Origin of the sequence: uncultured Pseudacidovorax sp. (assembly GCF_913773995.1) — a bacterium.
Taxonomy (GTDB): Bacteria; Pseudomonadota; Gammaproteobacteria; order Burkholderiales; family Burkholderiaceae_C; genus Xenophilus.
In genome coordinates this window covers 1-18,920 of record NZ_CAJYES010000189.1, presented here as the reverse complement: position 1 = coordinate 18,920, position 18,920 = coordinate 1, and the positions used below count along the sequence as shown (strand labels likewise).

Here is an 18,920-nt window from a genome sequence, read left to right as displayed (position 1 = left end):
GCCGATTCTGCCGTCGGCGGTTCAGGCACGGCTCGCTGCCCTGCCCCTTGCCTCAGCGGGCGCGGATCATCGTGCCGTAGGCCTGGTCGGTCAGGATCTCGAGCAGCATGGCATGCGGCACGCGGCCATCGATGATGTGCACCGCATTGACGCCGCTCTTGGCGGCATCGAGCGCGCCCTCGATCTTCGGCAGCATGCCGCCCGAGATGGTGCCGTCGGCAAAGAGCTCGTCGATCTCGCGCGCGCTCAGGTCGGTGAGCAGCTTGCCGGTCTTGTCCAGCACGCCGGGCGTGTTGGTCAGCAGCACCAGCTTCTCGGCCTTGAGCACGGTGGCCAGCTTGCCGGCCACCACGTCGGCATTGATGTTGTAGCTCTCGTTGTCCTCGCCGAAGCCGATGGGGCTGATGACGGGGATGAAGGCGTCGTCCTGCAGGGCCTGCACCACGCCGGGGTCGATGGAGACGATGTCGCCCACCTGGCCGACGTCGTGGAGGACGCTGGGGTCGTTGCGGTCGACCATCTTGAGCTTCTGCGCCCGGATCAACCCGCCGTCGCGGCCGGTGAGGCCCACGGCCTTGCCACCGGCCTGGTTGATCAGGCCCACGATGTCCTGCTGCACCTCGCCGGCCAGCACCCATTCGACGACTTCCATGGTCTCGGCGTCGGTCACCCGCATGCCCTGGATGAACTGGCCCGTCTTGCCCAGACGCTTGAGCGCGGCCTCGATCTGCGGGCCGCCGCCGTGCACCACCACCGGGTTGATGCCCACCAGCTTGAGCAGCACCACGTCCTCGGCGAAGTCGGCCTGGAGGGCCGGATCGGTCATGGCATTGCCGCCGTACTTGATGACCATGGTCTTGCCATGGAACTTGCGGATGTAGGGCAGCGCCTGGGCCAGGATCTCGGCCTTGTCGCGCGGGGGGATGTTCAGGACGGGGTCGGTCATGCAGGCCTCGTTGCTTGAAGAATGGGATACGAAGACGACGGGAGAGGGAGTGTCGGCAAGGTGCGCTCACGCTCAAGGCCGCAGCCACCTGGGCACCTTGAAGCGCACGATCATCAGGTAGGCCGCCACGTAGGTGACGGCGAACAGCAGGCAGAAGAAGGCCAGCAGCAACGTGTTGTTCCAGAACAGCACGGCCGGCACCACTGACATCGCCGCGAACATCCACAGGTAGGGCGAGGTGCGGTTGTTGCGCGCCAGCAGCTGGCGTGCCTCGTTGTCCTCGAACGCCACGCGCACGATGCGGCGGAAGATGAGCTGGTGGAAATGCAGCGCGTCCGCCGTGCCGGGCGACTGGCCGCGGGCGGCCTTGCGGTAGATGGAGAACAGCGTCTCCCACACGGGATAGATCAGCAGCAGCACCGGGAACCAGGGCGAGACGGCGCGGTGACGCTGCACCAGCAGCACACAGGCCAAACCCAGAACCATGCCCCAGACATAGGCCCCGCCGTCACCCGCGAAGATCTTGCCGCGCGGGTAGTTCCACAGCAGAAAGCCCAGCGTGGCACCGACCAGACAGACCACCATGCCGGCCAGTTGCCGGTCGCCCAGCTGCAGCGCCACGTGGGTGATGGCCAGGCCGACCAGCACGGCCACGGTGCCCGCCAGGCCGTTGTAGCCGTCGATGATATTGAAGGCATGCGGCAGGCCCGCCAGGCCCAGCACGGCGATGAGCGCCCCCACCAGGGGCGTGGCCTGCAGCCAGCCGTCGAGGCCCGGAATGCCAAGGCGGTGCACGCCGATGCCCAGCAGCCAGCACAGGAGCACGCCCGACACCGTGGTCAGCGCCAGACGGATGCGCACCGGCACGCGCTGGGTCACATCCTCGGTGATGCCGCCCAGCACAGCCGGCAGGATGCAGACGAAGGTCAGCAGCGCCGTACCGAAAGGCCAGTTGAGGTTGAAGGGATCGCCGCCCGTGACGCCCGAAGCCACCCACGCCGCGCCGGTGCCCACCAGAATGCCCGCGCCACCCAGACGCGGAATGTGGCCCTTGTGAAAGCGCTGCGGCATGTCGGCCGCGTAGCGCCGCGCATGGCGCCGCGCCCGCCGCATGAGCACGAGCACGGTGACGGCGGAAAACAGGAAGCTGATGACGATCAGGGCAATCATGGGGAGGGATGGGACACCAGGCGCGAGGCCACGGGGCGGCCTCCTAGAATCCCGAGCGAAATTAGACCATGCCTGTGCTGCCAGACCGCCCGCCGCTGACCATCTCCATCGTGAGCCACGGGCAGCAGGCACTGATCCTGCCGCTGCTGCACCAACTGGCCGAACTTTGCGGGCCACTGATCCACCGCGTGGTGCTCACGGTCAACATCCCCGAGCCCGACCTGCTGGCCGACGCCCCGCCTGGCCTGCCGCTGCTGCGGCTGGACAACCCCGCGCCCCTGGGCTTCGGCGCCAACAACAACCAGGCCTTCGGCCACTGCGAGACGCCGTGGTTCCTGGTGCTGAACCCGGACATCCGGCTCGACCATGATGTGCTCTCGCCACTGCTGGCCGCTGCATCGCCTCAGGCGGGCCTGCTGGCGCCGCGCATCCTGGAGCCAGGCAAGGCGGCGCCGGAGCAGCACCGCGCCCTGCTCACCCCGCACGAGATCCTCGGACGCCGCAAGCCCGGCTACGCCATCCCGGCCGCGCCCGACTGGATTCCCGGTCTGTTCATGCTGTTTCGCGCCGAGGCCTACCGCCAGATCGGCGGCTTCGACGAACGCTTCTTCATGTACGGCGAAGACTTCGACATCTGCGCCCGCCTGCGCCTGGCGGGCTGGCGCATCCAGATCGCCGAAGACCAGCAGGCCCGGCACGACGCCCAACGCGCCAGCCACCGGCGGCTGCGGCCGCTGTGGTGGCATGTGAGCAGCCTGTTGCGTGTGTGGCGCTCTGGCGCCTTCTGGCGCTATCGGCGGTTGCTGGCGCGCGAGGCAGGCGCCCCCTCACCGCGCCGTTAGCCAGTCCTGACGCGGACCCCGCACGGGCTCGGCACCGGCTCCCAGCGCGCGGCGCCCACGGGCAGCCTTGCGCAACCCGCCTCGCATCAGCATTCAGGCTCGCTCGAACAGGTCCTGCAGGATGGCCGGCAGCCCGCGGTCGAAGCGGTCGTAGCGCCCGCGCGCGGCCTGCACCGCGATCGGCAGCACTCGTGCCACGCGCCAGCGCGGCAAGCTGGCGCGAAAGCGGAAATGGTCCAGCTTGCCTTGCGCCAGTTCGATCACCCAGGGCGGCACGCTCTCGCCCATCCCCTGCAGGAAGTCCATCAGCGCCTCGGAACGGCGCACGCGGTGGGCGTACTTGTCCCCCCGCTCGCCCAGGGCCTTGTCGATCTTCTGCCGAAGGGTCATGCGCTGCGCGCCGATCTGGTTGTTGCCGTGCTGCCGGTAGTCCATCAGCGGCTCGGGCAGCAGGTCGACGCGGCCGATGGCTGCGCCCACGGTGGCCAGCCATTCATCGTGCACCCATAGCGGCGAAATCGGCAGCGAGATTTCGAGCAGGCTGCGCCGCAGCACTGTAGTGGCACCGGTGACCAGGTTGCGGTGCATCAGGGCCGCGAAGGCGCGACCGGCGGCGATGTCGGTGAGCTCTCCGGGCCGCGTCTCCAACGCCTGGAGCAGGGTCTGGCCCAGCGGCCGCAGCTCGCCGTCCACCAGCCGGGCATCGGAATGCAGCAGCAGCAGATCGGGCCGGCGCTCGAACTCGGCCACCATGCGCCGCAGGCGGCCAGGGTGCCAGACGTCGTCCTGGTCGCACAGGGCGATCAGCTCGCCGCGGCAGGCCCGGATCGCCTGCTCGAAGTTGCGCGTGACACCCAGCGGCGGGCGGTTGCGCATGACGGTGAGCGGGATGCGCTCGGCCAGGCCATGCTCGGCGAGCGTGCGCTGGACCACGGCGATGCTGTCGTCGGAGGAATCGTCGTCGGACAGCACGATCTCGCGCGGCAGGAGATCCTGGGTGCAGATGCTGGCGACCTGGGCGGGCAGGTAGCGGGCGCCGTTGCGCGTGCAGAGGGCGACGGAGATATCAGCCTGGTCCGCCGGAGGCGAATGGTCGACCACGGCATCGCGCGGCCCTGGCGGCGTTGAGGCTTCCACGGCGTTCATGCGTCCATCCGGCGCGGGGGCCATGAAAGGCTGAAATCCTCGAGCAGCAGCGTCAGGTTGGGGTTGTATGCCGGGTCGCGGTCGATCAACGCGCCCCAGCGGCTGCACATGAAGGCCAACTCCCGCTCGAAACGTTCGCGCTTCTCGGGCGCCAGATCCTCGCCGCGCGTGGCCGACTCGTGGTGCAGCAGCTCGGCATAGGGCGTCCACACGTTGCGGTAGCCCGCCTCGCGCAGGCGCAGGCAGAAGTCCACGTCGTTGAAGGCGACAGCCAGGTTCACCTCGTCCAAGCCACCGACCTGTTCATAGACGGACTTGCGCACCACCAAGCAAGCGGCGGTGACGGCACTGAAGGACTGGATCAGGGCGGCACGGCCCGCATAGCCATGCAGGCCCCGCGGCAGTGCCTTGTGGGCATGCACCGCACATCCCCCAGGCCCCAGGATCACCCCTCCATGCTGCAGCGTCATGTCCGGGTACCAGAGCCGCGCCCCGACAGCGCCCACGTCCGGTTGCAGGGCCAGGCTTGCCATCTCCGACAGCCAGCCCGGCGACATCACCTCGATGTCGTTGTTGACCAGCGCCACCAGCTCGCCCCTAGCGACGGCGACGGCCTGGTTGTTCAGAGCCGAGTAGTTGAAGGGCCGGTCGTCGCGCAGCACACGGATGTGGGGCTGCTGCGCGATCTTCTGGAAGTACGCCAGCGCCGCCGGGTCGTCCGAGCCGTTGTCCACCAGGATGATTTCCCAGCTCGGGTAGTCGGTGCGCTTCTGGATCGACCCGATGCACTGGCGCACCAGCGCAAGTGCATTGCGCGTGGGGATGATCAGCGACACGAGTGGCGGCGGGCTGGGCAGTGCGTAGCGCACCCGGTAGCCGTAGCCGAGGTACTCGGCCTTGGCCTGGACGCCCAGACGCTGGAAGTGCTCATCCAGCGCACGCTCGCCAGCCACGGCCGCATAGGGCTTGGCATCCATCGACTTGGCCGTGCTCTGCACATGGATGCGCCAGTGGTAGAGCACGCGCGGGATGTGCACGATCTGCGAGGGCGCGATGCGCTCCACGCAGCGCAGCACCAGGTCCCAGTCCTGCGAGCCCTCCAGCCCTTGGCGGAAGCCACCCACCTCGCGCACCAGTGCCGTACGCAGCACGCCCAGGTGGCTGAACATGTTGTGCGAGCGGAAGAGATCCAGGTTCCAGTCGGGCTTGAAGTACGGGTCCGAACGCTGGCCCTCATCGTCGACCTTGTCCTCGTCGGAGTAGACGAGTTGCGCATCGGGATGGTCGCGCACGCATTCGGCCACGCGCAACAGCGCGTCCTCGGGCAGCAGGTCGTCATGGTCCATCAGGGCGATCCATTCGCCCTGCACCAGTTCGAGTGCGCTGTTGGAGGCCGAGGAGATGTGGCCGTTCTTCGGGCGGAAGACGACCTGGATCCGCGGGTCCTCGGTCTGGCAGGCCTCGAGCACCTGCCGCACCTCGGGCGCGGGCGATGCGTCGTCGGCGATGCACAGCTGCCAGTGGCCGTAAAGCTGCGCCTGCACGGAAGCGATGGCCGCGCGCAGGAACTGCGGGTCGGGGTTGTAGCAGGGCATCAGCACCGAGATCAGCGGACCGTCGGTCAACGCGGCGGCGCGTGCGCGCAGGGACTCGCGTTGCTCGGGCGTGATGGTGTCGTGCTCGCGCACCCATCGTCCGTAGTCGTTGCCGGGCCGCAGCTTGCGGCGGAATTCCCACTTCACCCCACGCCAGCCGGCCTTGCGCCACACGCGCCAGGCCTGCGGCACGCGCGTGACCATGCGGGGACCGTGGGTCAGCGCCAGGCGGGCCAGCCGCCACCATCGGTTCGTCAATTCAGTCTCCAGAAGACGGGCATGGGGCCGGGCCGATCAGCGCGGCGGCGCGAGCAGCGCTGGATCAAGGAAGCGGGCCGCTTCGCGCGCATAGGCCGCGCGCAGGTGGGTCGCGTCCTTGTAGACCGGGTCGCCCTGCGCATCGGTCCGCACGCATTGACCATCGGGCCGGCACAGGCCCGCCATCGGGTCCAGCGGCACCGCGCCGTTGTCCAGGGCCAGTTGCCGCAGCTGTGCGTGCAGCGCCGCCTGCGAAGGCGGCAGCGGCGCCAGCGGCGTGACCGGCGACGCGGTCATCACCTGCATCCGGTTGCCGGTGAGGCGGCTGCGCGGCTCGAAATCCGGACCGACCGGGATGTTCAGCAGCAGGTAGGTGATCTTGCCCATGGCATGCAGTTCGGCCAGCAGCCGGCCGAGCGCGGCCATGGATTGCGGCACGCCATCGCCGCCGCGCAGCATGTGACGCTGCCCCTGGGCATCGCGGTAGTAGTAATGGTCGGGCGGCGGCGGCGCACTCGCGGCCGCCGGCGCCTGGCTCACATCGAAGTAGCAGCTCCAGCAGCCACCGATGACCACGGCCTTGACCGCCGGGGTGCGCGCCAGGTCCAGCGCAGCGGACAGGCGATCGCCGCAGATGGGGTCGCGGTCCTCGATGAGGTTGGGGATCGGCGGGCAGGCGCCGCGGGTGGCGAAGAGCAGCGTCGACACCTCATCGGGCTTCTGCTCGGCCAGTGCCAGGGCACGGGCGCGGAACTGCTCGACGTGGCTGTCGCCGATCAGCAGCACCTCGCGCGGGCCGCCGTCGACGCGCTCGAAGCGCTGGCCCTCGAAGGTGAATGGCTTGAGCGCTTCCGGATACACCCAGTCGGCGCTGGCATTCATGATGGCCTGGATGCTGGGGTCGTCGTTGCGGGGCATCAGCCACCGCATCTGCGCGGCTGCACCGAAGAGCGCCAGCGCCACCATCGCGCCGGCCAGGCCCGCGACCACCCCGCGGCCGCCGCGGCGCAGCGGCCGCTCCACGAAGCGGAAGGTCAGCCAGGCCAGCAGCACCGCCACGGCCAGCGCGCCCCAGCGCACCGCGCGCGGCGGATCGATGAACCCTTCCTGCAGCACGCGTGCATAGGCCAGCAATGGCCAGTGCCACAGGTACAGCGGATAGCTGATCAGACCGAACCACACGAAGGGACGCGAACCCAGCAGCTGTCGGTTGACCCAGGCCCTGGGGCCGGCCGCGATGCACAGACAGGCGCCGACCACCGGCAACAGCGCCCAGAACCCCGGGAAGGCCTTGTGCCGATCGATGAGCGCCAGTGCTGCCACGATGCAGGCCAGTCCGGCCGCGCCCATCCAGTGCTGACCCGGCAGGGCCGGCGCTCCGGCACCGCGACGCCAAGCCACCCACGCCAGCATCGCGCCCGCGCCCAGCTCCCACACGCGCGTGAGCGGCATGTAGAAGGCCGCATCGGGATGGCGCAGCACCAGTCCCACATTGAGCAGGAAGGACAGCCCCACCGCCACGCCCATCCACCGCAGCAGGTGCTGGCGCTTCCAGGCCAGCGTCAGCAGCAGCGGCCAGAAGATGTAGAACTGCTCCTCCACTGCCAGCGACCACAGGTGCAGCAGGGGCTTGGTCTCGACCACGGTGTCGAAATAGCCCGCCTCGCCCCACAGCACCAGGTTCGCGACGAAGCCCGCACTGGCCAGCACATGCTTGCCCAGCTGCCGGAACTCGTCGGCCAGCAGCACCCACCAGCCGAAGGCCAGCGTTGCTGCGAGCACCAGCACCAGCCCCGGGAAGATGCGGCGGATGCGGCGGGCATAGAACTCGGCATAGCTGAAGCCGGCCCCGCCCAGGCTGCCGAACATGATGGTCGAGATCAGGAAGCCCGAGATGACGAAGAAGATGTCCACGCCCACGAAGCCGCCCGGCAGCCAACGCGGCGAGGCATGGAAGACGATGACCGACAGCACCGCGATCGCGCGCAGTCCGTCGATGTCGGGTCGGTAGGCCGGATGGGAGAGTGAAGGCGCGGGAGCGGGGCTGGGCGGCATGCGGTGCGGCCGGGTGGCGCAGGGCCACGCTGTGCTGAACAGGACGGCGGATTATCCATGCGCTGCCCGATGGCCCTGGCGGCGCGCCATGCCGGGAAAAAGCCCCCGGATAGAATCCCGCGCTTCTCTTCAGCTCCCCATCGCATGACCACCACCGTCCACTCCAACCTGCACAGAAGCGCGTGGAAGGACTGGTGGGAAGGCACCCGCCGCATCGACATCTGGTGGACCCTGGCCTGGTTCGACATCGTGCTGCGCTACCGCCGCTCGACGCTGGGCCCACTGTGGCTGACCCTGAGCATGGGCGCCATGATCGGCGGCATGGGCCCGTTGTATGCCTCGCTGTTCGGCACCGAGCTGTCCAAGTTCTTCCCGCACCTGGCGCTGGGCATCATCTTCTGGACCTTCTTCTCGGTGACGGTGATCGACTCTGGCGATGCCTTCATCAATGCGCAGAACTACCTTAAACAAGGCTACTACCCGGTGAGCATGTTCGTCTGGCGCACCCAGGCACGCAGCGTCATCCAGTTTGCGCATCACATCATCATCTTTGTACCCGTCGCGCTCTGGACAGGCATCTCGCTGTCCTGGCAGGCCCTGTTGGTCGTCCCAGCGTTCCTGCTGCTCATCGTCAACGCCCACTGCATCGGCATCGGCCTGGGCATCCTGTGTACGCGATTCCGGGACGTGGCTCAGATCATCGCCAGCGTCATGCAGATGCTGATGTTCCTCACACCCGTGTTCTGGCTGCCCGAGAACCTGCCAGACCGCGCCAGGTACATGCTGTGGAACCCGCTGGCGCAGATGCTGGAGTTGCTGCGCACGCCGCTTATGGGCGGCGTGGCGCATTGGCACAACTGGCTCGGCATGCTCTTCTGGACAGTGCTGAACATCACGGTGGCTTGTTATCTGTTCAAGCGCTACCGCCGCCGCATCGTCTTCTGGCTCTGAGTCGCCCATGACATCCCTTTCGCTCAAGAACGTCAGCCTGGGCTTCCCCATCTACGGCGCCAGCGCCACCTCCTTCAAGAAGACGCTGGCCGCCTCGGTCACCGGCGGTCGCGTCGGAAAGGAAACCGGCGTCACCGTGGTACAGGCCCTGTCGGAAATCAACCTGGAACTCAGAGCGGGCGACCGGCTCGGCATCATGGGCCACAACGGCGCCGGGAAGTCCACGCTGCTTCGCCTGCTGGCCGGCGTGTACGAACCGACGTCGGGTGAATTCAGCCGGGTCGGCAGCGTCGCCAGCCTGATCGACCCGTCGATGGGCATCGAGCGCGACGCCAGCGGTGTGGAGAACATCATGCTACGCGGCCTGTCCATGGGCCTGAAGCGGCGCCAGATCGAAGCCATGACGCCGGAAATCTGCGAGTTCAGCGGTCTGGGCGAGTACGTGAACATGCCGGTGCGCACGTATTCGACCGGCATGGTGATGCGGCTGGCTTTTGCCATCTGCACCAGCATGACCGCGGACATCCTGCTGATGGACGAATGGCTTTCCGTCGGGGACGCCGAGTTCACCGAAAAGGCAGAGCAACGCATGCGGTCCATGGTCTCCCAGTCGGGCATTCTTGTTCTGGCCACCCATTCTCCCGAGCTGATCCAGCGCGAATGCAACATGATCATCCACCTCGAGCACGGCACCATCGTCCGGCGCGAGGATCTGCGCGCGGCGGCCTGACCAGCTTCCCTCGGTAGGACCGCCGCCCCGATGTCTGGCCTTCGCAGCAAAGGGACGCCATGGATGGACCCGAAGCGCCTGGCCCACCTGCTTCGCCATCTGGCGGCGGCGGCTTTCCACCTCGATCTCGTCGCTATGCGCCGGCGGCTGCAGCACGAGGTGCGTTGGCAGCGAGAGGCTCGCCTCGTCGTAACCAGCGGATTGTTCGACGAGCCGTACTACCTCGGCCAGCGGCCAGCGGCACGACACCACCCGGGTGGCGCGCTTATGCACTATCTCGAGCGGGGCGGATTCGAAGGCTTGCAGCCCAATCCTCTGTTCGACAGCGCCTGGTATCTGCAGCAGAACCTGGACGTGGCCGAGGCGGGAGCCCAGCCCTTGGTGCACTTCATCCGCGCCGGCAGCCAGGAGGGTCGAAACCCCAATCCCTATTTCGACCTGCGTTGGTACATGATGGTCATCGGGAAGCTGGCGGGCATGCGCTCCTCGGATGGCTACCCGCTGCGTCACTACCTTGAGCACGGCGCCGATCTGGCCGTCGACACATCGTCCCGCTTCGATAGTGACTGGTACCTGCAACACAACCCGGACGCGCAGCGTTCGGGGATGCCGCCTCTGGTCCACTATCTGACGATAGGCGCCCCCCGGGGCGCCAGCCCCAACCGACGCGAGCAGCATCGCACGCCCGGCCGCCCCCTGGCAGACCTGCCACTGCACTGCGTGAAGCCGTTCCGCGTCAACCCAGCCTCGGAAGAGATCGCACTCCTCGCACTGACGACTCCGACGCGCGTTGAGAGAGGCCAGGCAGAGGCATTCCTGGAGCACCTGTCCCGGCGCGGCGTGCGGGTCCTGGTCGTCGGTGCAACGCCCGCGCTCGGGGGCGGACCGACGACCGAACGCCTGATGGCGGCCGCCGATGGCCTCCATCTCCAACCTGAGGCCAGCACCCCATTCAAGGCCTGGGCGCATCTCATGCGCAGACTGCCTGGGCTGGGGCGGGCGCGGCACATGCATTGGCTCGACGCCCGCATGCTCGAACTCGGCGGTCATCCAGACCTCCTGGATCGTGCGCTCGATGCCATGCGCCGGCCGGCGGCACCCGTCATCACGCTGGCCCGTGGAGGCAGGGATGGGTCGATCCTTCCATGGACCGGCTGGATCACCTTCACGGAAGAGGCACTGTGCTCCCCGGCGTTTCATGCCTTCGTGCAGCGCGTGACCGACTTGCCTGCAGAGCGGCGGTACCTTGACTGGCAGGAGGCGGACTTCGTCAGGTCGTTTCACGCGGCTCGTCCTGGTTGGGAATCAGCTGTCCAACTGGACGATGCCCAACTTTCCCTGAGCGGCTGGAAGCAGAGACTCGAGGCCCTTCCTCGCGAGGACGAGCTGCCAGCTACCGCAGCCCCCCCAGAGGCGCCGCCGCTCGCGCCTGCTGAGCCAAGTCCGCGGCTACTTTTTCTAGGCCCCTGGAACTACAACAATGGCCTGGGCGTAGCCAGCCGGTCCTATCTGTCAGCCCTGCGCCGCACCCATTTCGACCTGCATCTGGAGCCCGTGGCCCGGCCCTTCCATGTGCACCGGCGCATCGCGCCGGCCGTACCCATGCGCGACTTCGCCGGTCCTGCGGATGTCGCCGTGATCCACCTCAACCCCGACTCGCTGGCCAGCGTGCCCACCGCGGATCAGCGTCGAGGCATCGACGCAGCAGGGCTGCGTGTCGGGCTGTGGGTCTGGGAAACCGAGCGCGTGCCTGCGAGCTGGCTGCCCGCGTTCGATCAGGTCGACGCGCTTTGGGCGCCCACTGAGTTCTGCAAGAAAGTATTCGCACAACATACCGATCTGCCCATCGATGTGGTTCCGCACGTGGTTGGCGATCCTGCGATCCGCCCAAATCCCCAGGAGATTCGTCGCACCAAGCAGGAGCTCGGCATCGCTCTCGATGAACGTGTCATCCTCTATGTCTTCGACGGCGCCAGCTTCCTGGTTCGCAAGAACCCTTTCGCGCTGATCCGTGCTTTCGAAAGCAGCGGCTTGGCCACCCAGGGCTGGCGGCTGGTGCTGAAAACAAAACACCTGTTCGACAGCCGTGACGCCGGCAGCCGGCTACAGGCGCTGGCAGACGCATGTGAAGGCTGCCTCCTGATCGACCGGTCGTTGGACAGGCAGGCCATGCGCAGCCTGATGAGCATGGCGGACATCTATGCCTCCCCCCACTGCGCGGAGGGATTCGGCCTGACGGTGGCCGAAGCGATGGTCGCAGGCAAACTCGTCGTCGCAACGGACTACAGCGGAACCCGGGACTTCCTGGATGCCTCCACGGGCATGCCGGTCCGCTACACACTGGTCACTCTCGAAGAAGACCACGGACCTTATCTGAAGGGCGACACCTGGGCGAACATCGACGAGCAGCATCTGTGCGAGCGACTGGTCGAGGCCGCCGCGCTTGTCGAAGCGGGTGACGGAAGGCTTGGCCAGGCAGCGCGTGCGCGCATTCTCGACACCCTGTCGGCGGACCGGGTCGCAAAGTGCATGCAGCAGAGCCTTTCTAAGCACATGCATCGGAAACCCCGTGACTGACTTGTCCGATTCCTCTTGGTTGCGGCACATCCTCCTGGACGGAGACCTCAGAGCCGGCCGTGAAGACGAGGCCGCTGACGGTGCAGCCGCAATGCCGCACGCCGAGTGGGCGGTGCTGACTTCCAGCGGCGTGCAAACCAAACCCATCCTGGCCGCGCATCTGCTTGCGCACGCTGCTGCCAGACCGGACGTGGGCATCTTCTACGTGGACGAACTTGTACGGGATTCGCGGGGCGACTGGCCTCTCCTGAAGCCCGATTTCGACCTGACCTGGCTGGTGTCGGCCAACTACGTGGGCCTGCCTCTGTGCGTGCGAGGCGACATCCTTGCCCGATTTGGCGGAGTTCACGGCGGGGGCGGCGCTTTCCAGGCGTACGTCCTGCTCCTGCGCGCAGCAGCAGCCGGAATCGCGATCACCCGAATTCCTGAGCTCCTGGCGGAGCGCACGACGCCGCCGCGCCATGACCGCCTTCTTCACGCGCAGGCGGTGGCGCAATGGTTGGGACCCGACCGTCCGCTGTATGAGATCGTGGACGGACACCTTCCCTCGACGCTGGAGTTGCTACGAAGGCTCACGCCCGAGGCCGCGCCGCCGCTGACGATCTGCCTCGTCCAAGATGATTCCCATGGCACCGCGGCCGACACGGTCCTTACCGTTGTCCAGCGACTGCAACGCTATGACTATCCAGCGCCGATTCAGCTGATCGTTGAGCACGATGGGAGCGCCAATTTCTCCTCATCGGCGGCAGGCATTGATGTCACGGCCCTCGCGCGCGCCAACTGTCGGACGCGCGCGCGTAACGCGATGTGGCGGGCAAGCAGGCACGAGCTCATGGTTTTCCTCGACGCACGCATCGACCTGCCAGAACAGGCGTCTTGGCTCAATCCATTGCTCGCCCATGCGCTGCAGGAGGACGTCGGCGGATGCAGCCCGGTACTGATGGACCGCGAGGGGGCGATCGTCTTTGCGGGCATGGCCGGCGACAGCCTCGGACTCTTGAGGCTGGCTGGTCGCGAGCCCGCCCAGCAGGACGCCTCTGAGACACCCCCGGGCGGGACATCGAGAGAATGGAGCATGCTGAGCTGGCAGGCCTTTGCCACCCGGCGTTCGCTGCTTGAGGAGACCAATGGTTTCGACGAGCGCTTTGGGCCGGCTCTGGCGGTGGCTGATCTTTGCCTGAAGTTGCGCATGCTTGGGATGCGCTCGGTCTGCGCAGCGCCCGTGCCGCTGACGGTGGACAGCCATCTGGAGGTCGCAGGCTTGCCGAACGACTCGGCAGGCGGCTGGGCGCGCTTCATGGAACGCTGGCATCCCTTCTTGGAACAGGATCCTTGCTGGCATCCCGACATGCCGCCGAGTGGCGCCTGCGCATGGGGGAGCTGACCCGCGCGTCGGCACGGCCCAGCGCGTCAGGGAAGGGGGAGTGGCGACTTGTACACTGCGCGGCCGCCGGCTGCCCGACCGGCTCCGGTGCGGCCTGCACGAACTGATAACGAGAGATTCCTGCGATGACCTTCACTTCCTACGCACAGAACCTGGAGGATGTGGTGCTGTGGCGCGCGCTGAAGCACATCGACAGGGGTGTCTACATCGACATCGGCGCCCAGCATCCGGTCGTCGATTCAGTCAGCAAGGGTTTCTACGAGCAGGGATGGCGAGGAACCCATGTCGAGCCCGTTCCTGCATACGCTGCTCTGCTGCGCGAGGATCGCCCCGACGAGAAGGTGCTGCAGATCGCCCTTTCCGATTTTTCGGGCGTCCTGGACCTTCATGTGTTCCCAAACACCGGCCTGAGCACCAGCGACAGTGCCAATGCCGCAGCGCTGAACAAGACGCATGGGTTGAGCGCCCTGGTCGTGCCGACGCCGGCTTTGCCCATCCATGTGGCTTTTGCGGACCTCAAGGATCGCGATGTCCATTGGATGAAGATCGACGTCGAGGGCGAAGAGGCTCGCGTGCTTCGCGGCTGGGACAGCCAGATCCTCAGGCCCTGGATCATCGTGATCGAGGCCACCGTCCCGCTTTCGCAAGAGCTTCACTATGAGGAGGCGGATGCCTTGCTCGTCGAAGCGGGATACCGCTTCTGCTATTTCGACGGACTCAACCGCTTCTATGTGGCCCAGGAGCGGGCGGCACTCTCCAAGGCCTTCGCCTCGCCGCCCAACGTTTTCGACGAGACGCGATTCAGCGGCCATGGCACCTCGTGGCTGCATCGACCCCCTCTTGCAGCTGCGGCGACGCTCGAGCGCCTTGATGCCGAGCTGCTGGGTACCAGGGAAGCATTGCGCGAATCGCAGCAAAGCAGGGAAGCCGCCGCCGCCGAACTGGCGACGTTGAAAGCCGCCGCCGCGGAGCTGCAAGCCCGAGCCGCGCTCGCCGAGCAAAAGGCAGCACTCATGACCGATCGGGCCATGCAGGCCGAAGCCAGGGAGCAACGTGCAACGAGCTCGGTGCTTCGCCGCTTCGCCTACGCTGCGATGGAGGGCCGGCTTTCGGCCGCGTTGAAACATCGCGTCCGGACCACGTTGCGGGTGCTGGCCGTAACGCTGCACCACCATCCCAAGCTCCAGGCCGGTGTCAGTGCGGTGCTCAACGTCGCGCCGCCGCTCAAGCGGCGCCTCAGCACGATGCTTGCCGCGCCGCCGGGCCACACTGAAGTTGCGCCCGCCTCATCAGCGGCGGCGCTGTCGCCCGATGCCAAGCTCGTCTTCAAGCGACTAACCGCCATCGCCAATCAATCACGTTCCCACTGATGCGAATCGTCATCGACCTTCAAGGCGCCCAGGCGCCAGGCAGCAGAACTCGCGGTATCGGCAGATATTCCCTGGCACTGGCCCAGCACATCGCGTTGCGCGGCAGAGACCGTCATCACATTCAGATCGCGCTCAATGGCGGATTCACCGAATCGGTCGAGGAAATCGTCCATGCATTCAAGGGCGTGGTAGAGCGCCAGGACATCAAGATCTGGCAGCCGGGCACCGACCGTGGGTTCGCCTCGGCCAGCCCTGCATCGACGTTGGCCGCCGCAAAGCTCTACGAAACCTTCCTCCACGGCCTTCAACCGGACGTCGTTCATATCTCCAGCCTCTTCGAGGGTCTGGGCGATCCGACCATCACCAGCATCGGAGCCTTCGCGCCCCTGAGAACATCGGTCACGCTGTACGACCTGATTCCGCTGATCAATCCGGATCCGTATCTCAACGATCCGACCATCAGGCGTTGGTACATGGCCAAGATCGAGGCGCTTCGTAAGGCCGATCTGTGGCTGGCAATCTCCGAATCGTCGAGGCAGGAAGGCCTGGACCACCTGCATTTGGACCCGACGAGGTGCGTCAATGTCTCGACAGCGGCGGGCAACCATTTCCAGCCCTCTCGGCCATCCGAAGCCAGCGAACGTGAGCTACGGTCGAAGTACGGCCTTGACCGCAAGTTCATCATGTACACGGGCGGCATCGACCACCGCAAGAATCTGGAGGGGCTGATCAGGGCGTTCGCGCACCTGCCGGAAGCGCTACGCCAGAGCCATCAGGTGGCCATCGTTTGCAGCGCGCGAGACAACGATCGTGATCGTCTGTTGCAACTGGCTCGTGCAGAGGGCATCCCGCCCACTTCCGTGGTGATCACCGGTTTCGTGCCGGAAAACGATCTGGTCGACCTCTACAACTTGTGCGATCTTTTTGTCTTTCCGTCCTGGCACGAAGGATTCGGCCTGCCTGCCCTCGAGGCCATGATGTGTGGTGCCCCGGTAATCGCCTCGAACTGTTCGAGCCTTCCGGAAGTCGTCGGCAGGGAAGAGGTCCTGTTCGATCCGCGGGACGACGGCGCCATCGGCCGCAAGATGGCACAGGTTCTTGCAGACGAATCGATGCGCCGACGAATTGCGCAGGAGGGGCTGGCGCAAAGCCGCAAGTTCTCCTGGGACGAGTCGGCGCGGCGCGCCATCGAAGCCTTCGAACTCCTGATGGACCGTTCGAACCGGCCTTTAGCCGTGCCAACCCCAGCCATCCAGCATGCAAAGCCGGCACTGGCCTACGTTTCGCCTCTGCCCCCGGAACGCACAGGCATTGCCAGTTACAGCGCAGAGTTGCTGCCTGAACTGTCCAGACTGTTCGACATCACCCTCATCACGTCCACGGTGCCAACCGGTCACGGGGCTGGCCTCGAGCTTCCGCGCAAGGACGTCGAATGGTTGCGCGCCAACGCCTGCCAGTTCGACCATGTGCTGTATCACTTCGGCAACTCCGAATTCCATCAGCACATGTTCGAATTGCTCGAAGATGTGCCAGGGACTGTGGTTCTTCACGACTTCTTTCTCAGCGGCATTCAGGCCCATCGTGAATTTGCCGGTCTCCAACCTGCCAACTGGTCTCGCGCTCTCTACGAGTCCCACGGCTATCCGGCCCTGCGACACCGCTTCACCGAGACGGACGCGTCGAGAACCATCTACGCCTTCCCATGCAATTTCGACGTTCTTCGCGCGGCGCGCGGCGTGATCGTCCACTCTCCCTACTCGCAGGCGCTCGCCCGTGAGTGGTACGAGACGGACACCGCCGACGAGTGGGCGCTGATTCCGCACATGCGTGCGTTGCCGACGCTTTCGGTCGAACGCCGGCAGGCCGCAAGGCAGAGGCTTGGCTTCGGTCCAGACGATTTCGTCGTCTGCACGTTCGGAATCATCGGTCCCACCAAGCTGAACGACCGTTTGCTTCATGCATGGAGCGCGTCCTCCTTGGCTCGCCGCAGCGATTGCGCGCTCGTTTATGTCGGCAAAAACGACGAGGGCGACTTCGGCAAGACCCTGCTCGCAGGCATTGCCAGCTCGCCCAACCCATCCTCGATCCGCATCACCGGCTGGGCGGACGACGATCTCTTTCAACAATATCTGGACGCCGCCGACGCTGCCGTGCAGTTGCGCACCCTCTCTAGAGGTGAAACATCCGGGACCGTGCTGGACGCACTCAGTCGAGGCCTTCCTACGATCGTGAACGCCAACGGCTCGATGCAATATCTGCCAGACGATACCGTTCTAAAGATTCCAGACCAGTTCTCGGATGAGCAGCTCATCGATGCATTGGAAAGGCTGAGGAGCGATCCAGCGACCATCGCCTCGCTGCGCACGAAAGCGCGGGCGCTGATCGAAAAAGAGCACTCTCCTCAAGCCTGCGCCCGGATGTACGCCGACGCACTGCAGGCGTTCGTGGCTACCGATAGGTACCGCCGGCCAGGCCTCCTGCAGCACTTCGCTCGCGAAGGGCTCTCCGCCTCCGAGGCAGAGCTTCGTACGCTGGCTGCTGCGACAGTCCGTTCGCTCCCACTGCCTCGGCCTGCCCGCAGGATATTTGTCGATCTCGCCGCCAGCGCTGACAACGTTGCACCGTCCAATCGAGCGCATCGTGCGCGCGCGATGCTTTCGCGTGCCTTGTGTTCTCTGCGCGCAGGCTATCGCGTGGAGCCGGTCCGGCTCTCGGACGAAGACACGCAGTTTTTCTACGCCCGCAGATTCGCGCTCGAATTGCTGAATGCGCCCCACTGTCTGCCGGATGAGCCCATCGACTTCCGACAGGGCGACATCTACGTGGGCGTCGACATGCATGCCGACGCTCTTCGTTTACGCATGAAGCAGTTGTACGCACTCAAGCATCAGAACGTACGGCTGAATCTGCTGTTCGTGGACGAAGCACCGCTCCGGTCGGCTCCCGTGCCTGCGCCCGGCGTCTCGGACGACAGCGCCGTCGTTGTAGAGGCGCTAAACATCTTCGATGGCGTGCTGTATGCCGCGAAGGGCGGAGCCCAGCAGTTCGATGAATGGGTGGCGCGTCACCCTGCGTGGGAAGGGAAGAAGCGGCGTGCGACCGTTCTTGACGACGACGACGCCCTCATCCCGGCACTGATCTCCGACGGGCTTTGCGCATGAGTTCCTCCTTCGCGTTGCGGTCGCGCCATGGCTGAGGTCATTCAGCGAACTGAGTCGGACGCGTCGGCGCTCATGGCGTTCCACCACAATTTTGATAAGGTCATTCGATGAACAAGCGTGCAGTTATTACCGGCATCACCGGGCAGGATGGCGCCTACCTGGCAGAACTTCTCTTGGCCAAAGGCTACGTCGTCTACGGCACCTACCGCCGCACCAGTTCCGTCAACTTCTGGCGGATCGAAGAACTCGGCATCGAGAAGAATCCGAACCTGCATCTGGTCGAATACGACCTGACCGACCTGGGCAGCTCGCTGTCGCTGGTGCGCTCGGTCGAGCCGGATGAGATCTACAACCTCGCCGCCCAGAGCTTCGTCGGCGTGAGCTTCGACCAGCCCGGCGCCACCGCGCAGATCACCGGCCTCGGGGCGCTCAACCTGCTGGAGGCAATTCGGCTCACCAACAAGAACATCCGGTTCTACCAAGCCTCCACTTCCGAGATGTTCGGCAAGGTCCAGGCCGTGCCGCAGATCGAGTCCACGCCCTTCTACCCGCGCAGCCCCTATGGTGTCGCCAAGCTCTACGCACACTGGATGACAGTGAACTACCGTGAGAGCTACGACATCTTCGGCTCCAGCGGCATCCTGTTCAATCACGAGAGCCCGCTGCGCGGCCGTGAGTTCGTCACCCGCAAGATCACCGATTCGGTCGCCAAGATCGTGCTGGGCAAGCTGGACG

The 18,920-nt window shown here is 66.0% G+C and carries 13 protein-coding genes; 8 read left to right on the top strand and 5 right to left on the bottom strand.

What is annotated here, in order from left to right:
* Positions 1-52: 52 nt before the first annotated feature.
* Positions 53-946, bottom strand: a complete 894-nt coding sequence (gene argB / locus QZ772_RS17495; RefSeq protein WP_295528910.1) for an acetylglutamate kinase — start codon at positions 944-946, stop codon at positions 53-55.
* A gap of 72 nt (positions 947-1,018) precedes the next feature.
* The gene (locus QZ772_RS17490; protein WP_295528908.1) at positions 1,019-2,116 is read right to left on the bottom strand and encodes a glycosyltransferase; all 1,098 of its coding nucleotides are present in this window, start codon (positions 2,114-2,116) and stop codon (positions 1,019-1,021) included.
* A 68-nt stretch (positions 2,117-2,184) separates the two neighbouring features.
* Here QZ772_RS17490 and QZ772_RS17485 point away from each other — a divergent pair, with 68 nt between their 5' ends.
* Complete coding sequence (locus tag QZ772_RS17485; RefSeq protein ID WP_295528906.1) at positions 2,185-2,958, top strand: glycosyltransferase family 2 protein; 774 nt, start codon at positions 2,185-2,187, stop codon at positions 2,956-2,958.
* Between the two features lie 93 nt (positions 2,959-3,051).
* On the opposite strand, the gene QZ772_RS17480 is transcribed toward QZ772_RS17485, so the two are convergent.
* The 3 genes from QZ772_RS17480 to QZ772_RS17470 form a co-directional block, all read right to left on the bottom strand.
* Positions 3,052-4,104 carry a glycosyltransferase gene (locus QZ772_RS17480; RefSeq protein ID WP_295528904.1) on the bottom strand — a complete coding sequence of 351 codons (1,053 nt, stop codon included), beginning with the start codon at positions 4,102-4,104 and terminating at the stop codon, positions 3,052-3,054.
* Positions 4,101-5,903, bottom strand: coding sequence for a glycosyltransferase family 2 protein (locus QZ772_RS17475; RefSeq protein WP_295528989.1), 1,803 nt, complete (start codon positions 5,901-5,903; stop codon positions 4,101-4,103). Before QZ772_RS17475 ends, QZ772_RS17480 begins: the two co-directional genes overlap by 4 nt.
* A gap of 90 nt (positions 5,904-5,993) precedes the next feature.
* The gene (locus QZ772_RS17470; RefSeq protein WP_295528902.1) at positions 5,994-8,012 is read right to left on the bottom strand and encodes an acyltransferase family protein; all 2,019 of its coding nucleotides are present in this window, start codon (positions 8,010-8,012) and stop codon (positions 5,994-5,996) included.
* Positions 8,013-8,156: 144 nt separating this feature from the next.
* Between QZ772_RS17470 and QZ772_RS17465 the strand changes: the two genes are divergently transcribed.
* From QZ772_RS17465 to QZ772_RS17435, 7 genes are all read left to right on the top strand, one after another.
* On the top strand, positions 8,157-8,963 hold the full coding sequence (locus QZ772_RS17465; RefSeq protein WP_295528900.1) for an ABC transporter permease: 807 nt from the start codon (positions 8,157-8,159) through the stop codon (positions 8,961-8,963).
* 7 nt (positions 8,964-8,970) lie between these two features.
* Positions 8,971-9,693: an ABC transporter ATP-binding protein gene (locus tag QZ772_RS17460; protein WP_295528898.1), complete on the top strand. Its 723-nt coding sequence runs from the start codon at positions 8,971-8,973 to the stop codon at positions 9,691-9,693.
* A gap of 63 nt (positions 9,694-9,756) precedes the next feature.
* Positions 9,757-12,270 carry a glycosyltransferase family 4 protein gene (locus QZ772_RS17455; RefSeq protein ID WP_295528896.1) on the top strand — a complete coding sequence of 838 codons (2,514 nt, stop codon included), beginning with the start codon at positions 9,757-9,759 and terminating at the stop codon, positions 12,268-12,270.
* Positions 12,263-13,654, top strand: a complete 1,392-nt coding sequence (locus QZ772_RS17450) for a hypothetical protein (RefSeq protein ID WP_295528894.1) — start codon at positions 12,263-12,265, stop codon at positions 13,652-13,654. Before QZ772_RS17455 ends, QZ772_RS17450 begins: the two co-directional genes overlap by 8 nt.
* 125 nt (positions 13,655-13,779) lie before the next feature.
* Positions 13,780-15,024, top strand: a complete 1,245-nt coding sequence (locus tag QZ772_RS17445; protein WP_295528892.1) for an FkbM family methyltransferase — start codon at positions 13,780-13,782, stop codon at positions 15,022-15,024.
* Positions 15,024-18,185, top strand: coding sequence for a glycosyltransferase (locus tag QZ772_RS17440; protein ID WP_295528890.1), 3,162 nt, complete (start codon positions 15,024-15,026; stop codon positions 18,183-18,185). Before QZ772_RS17445 ends, QZ772_RS17440 begins: the two co-directional genes overlap by 1 nt.
* Positions 18,186-18,292: 107 nt before the next feature.
* Positions 18,293-18,920, top strand: a 628-nt coding sequence (locus tag QZ772_RS17435; protein WP_295528888.1) for a GDP-mannose 4,6-dehydratase, incomplete at its 3' end; no start/stop codon positions are given.

Excerpts from the sequence above, each read along its gene's own strand:
- argB (WP_295528910.1), bottom strand. The coding sequence starts at position 946 with ATGACCGACCCCGTCCTGAACATCCCCCCGCGCGACAAGGCCGAGATC.
- QZ772_RS17490 (WP_295528908.1), bottom strand. The coding sequence starts at position 2,116 with ATGATTGCCCTGATCGTCATCAGCTTCCTGTTTTCCGCCGTCACCGTG.
- QZ772_RS17485 (WP_295528906.1), top strand. The coding sequence starts at position 2,185 with ATGCCTGTGCTGCCAGACCGCCCGCCGCTGACCATCTCCATCGTGAGC.
- QZ772_RS17480 (WP_295528904.1), bottom strand. The coding sequence starts at position 4,104 with ATGAACGCCGTGGAAGCCTCAACGCCGCCAGGGCCGCGCGATGCCGTG.
- QZ772_RS17475 (WP_295528989.1), bottom strand. The coding sequence starts at position 5,903 with ATGGTCACGCGCGTGCCGCAGGCCTGGCGCGTGTGGCGCAAGGCCGGC.
- QZ772_RS17470 (WP_295528902.1), bottom strand. The coding sequence starts at position 8,012 with ATGCCGCCCAGCCCCGCTCCCGCGCCTTCACTCTCCCATCCGGCCTAC.
- QZ772_RS17465 (WP_295528900.1), top strand. The coding sequence starts at position 8,157 with ATGACCACCACCGTCCACTCCAACCTGCACAGAAGCGCGTGGAAGGAC.
- QZ772_RS17460 (WP_295528898.1), top strand. The coding sequence starts at position 8,971 with ATGACATCCCTTTCGCTCAAGAACGTCAGCCTGGGCTTCCCCATCTAC.
- QZ772_RS17455 (WP_295528896.1), top strand. The coding sequence starts at position 9,757 with ATGGACCCGAAGCGCCTGGCCCACCTGCTTCGCCATCTGGCGGCGGCG.
- QZ772_RS17445 (WP_295528892.1), top strand. The coding sequence starts at position 13,780 with ATGACCTTCACTTCCTACGCACAGAACCTGGAGGATGTGGTGCTGTGG.
- QZ772_RS17440 (WP_295528890.1), top strand. The coding sequence starts at position 15,024 with ATGCGAATCGTCATCGACCTTCAAGGCGCCCAGGCGCCAGGCAGCAGA.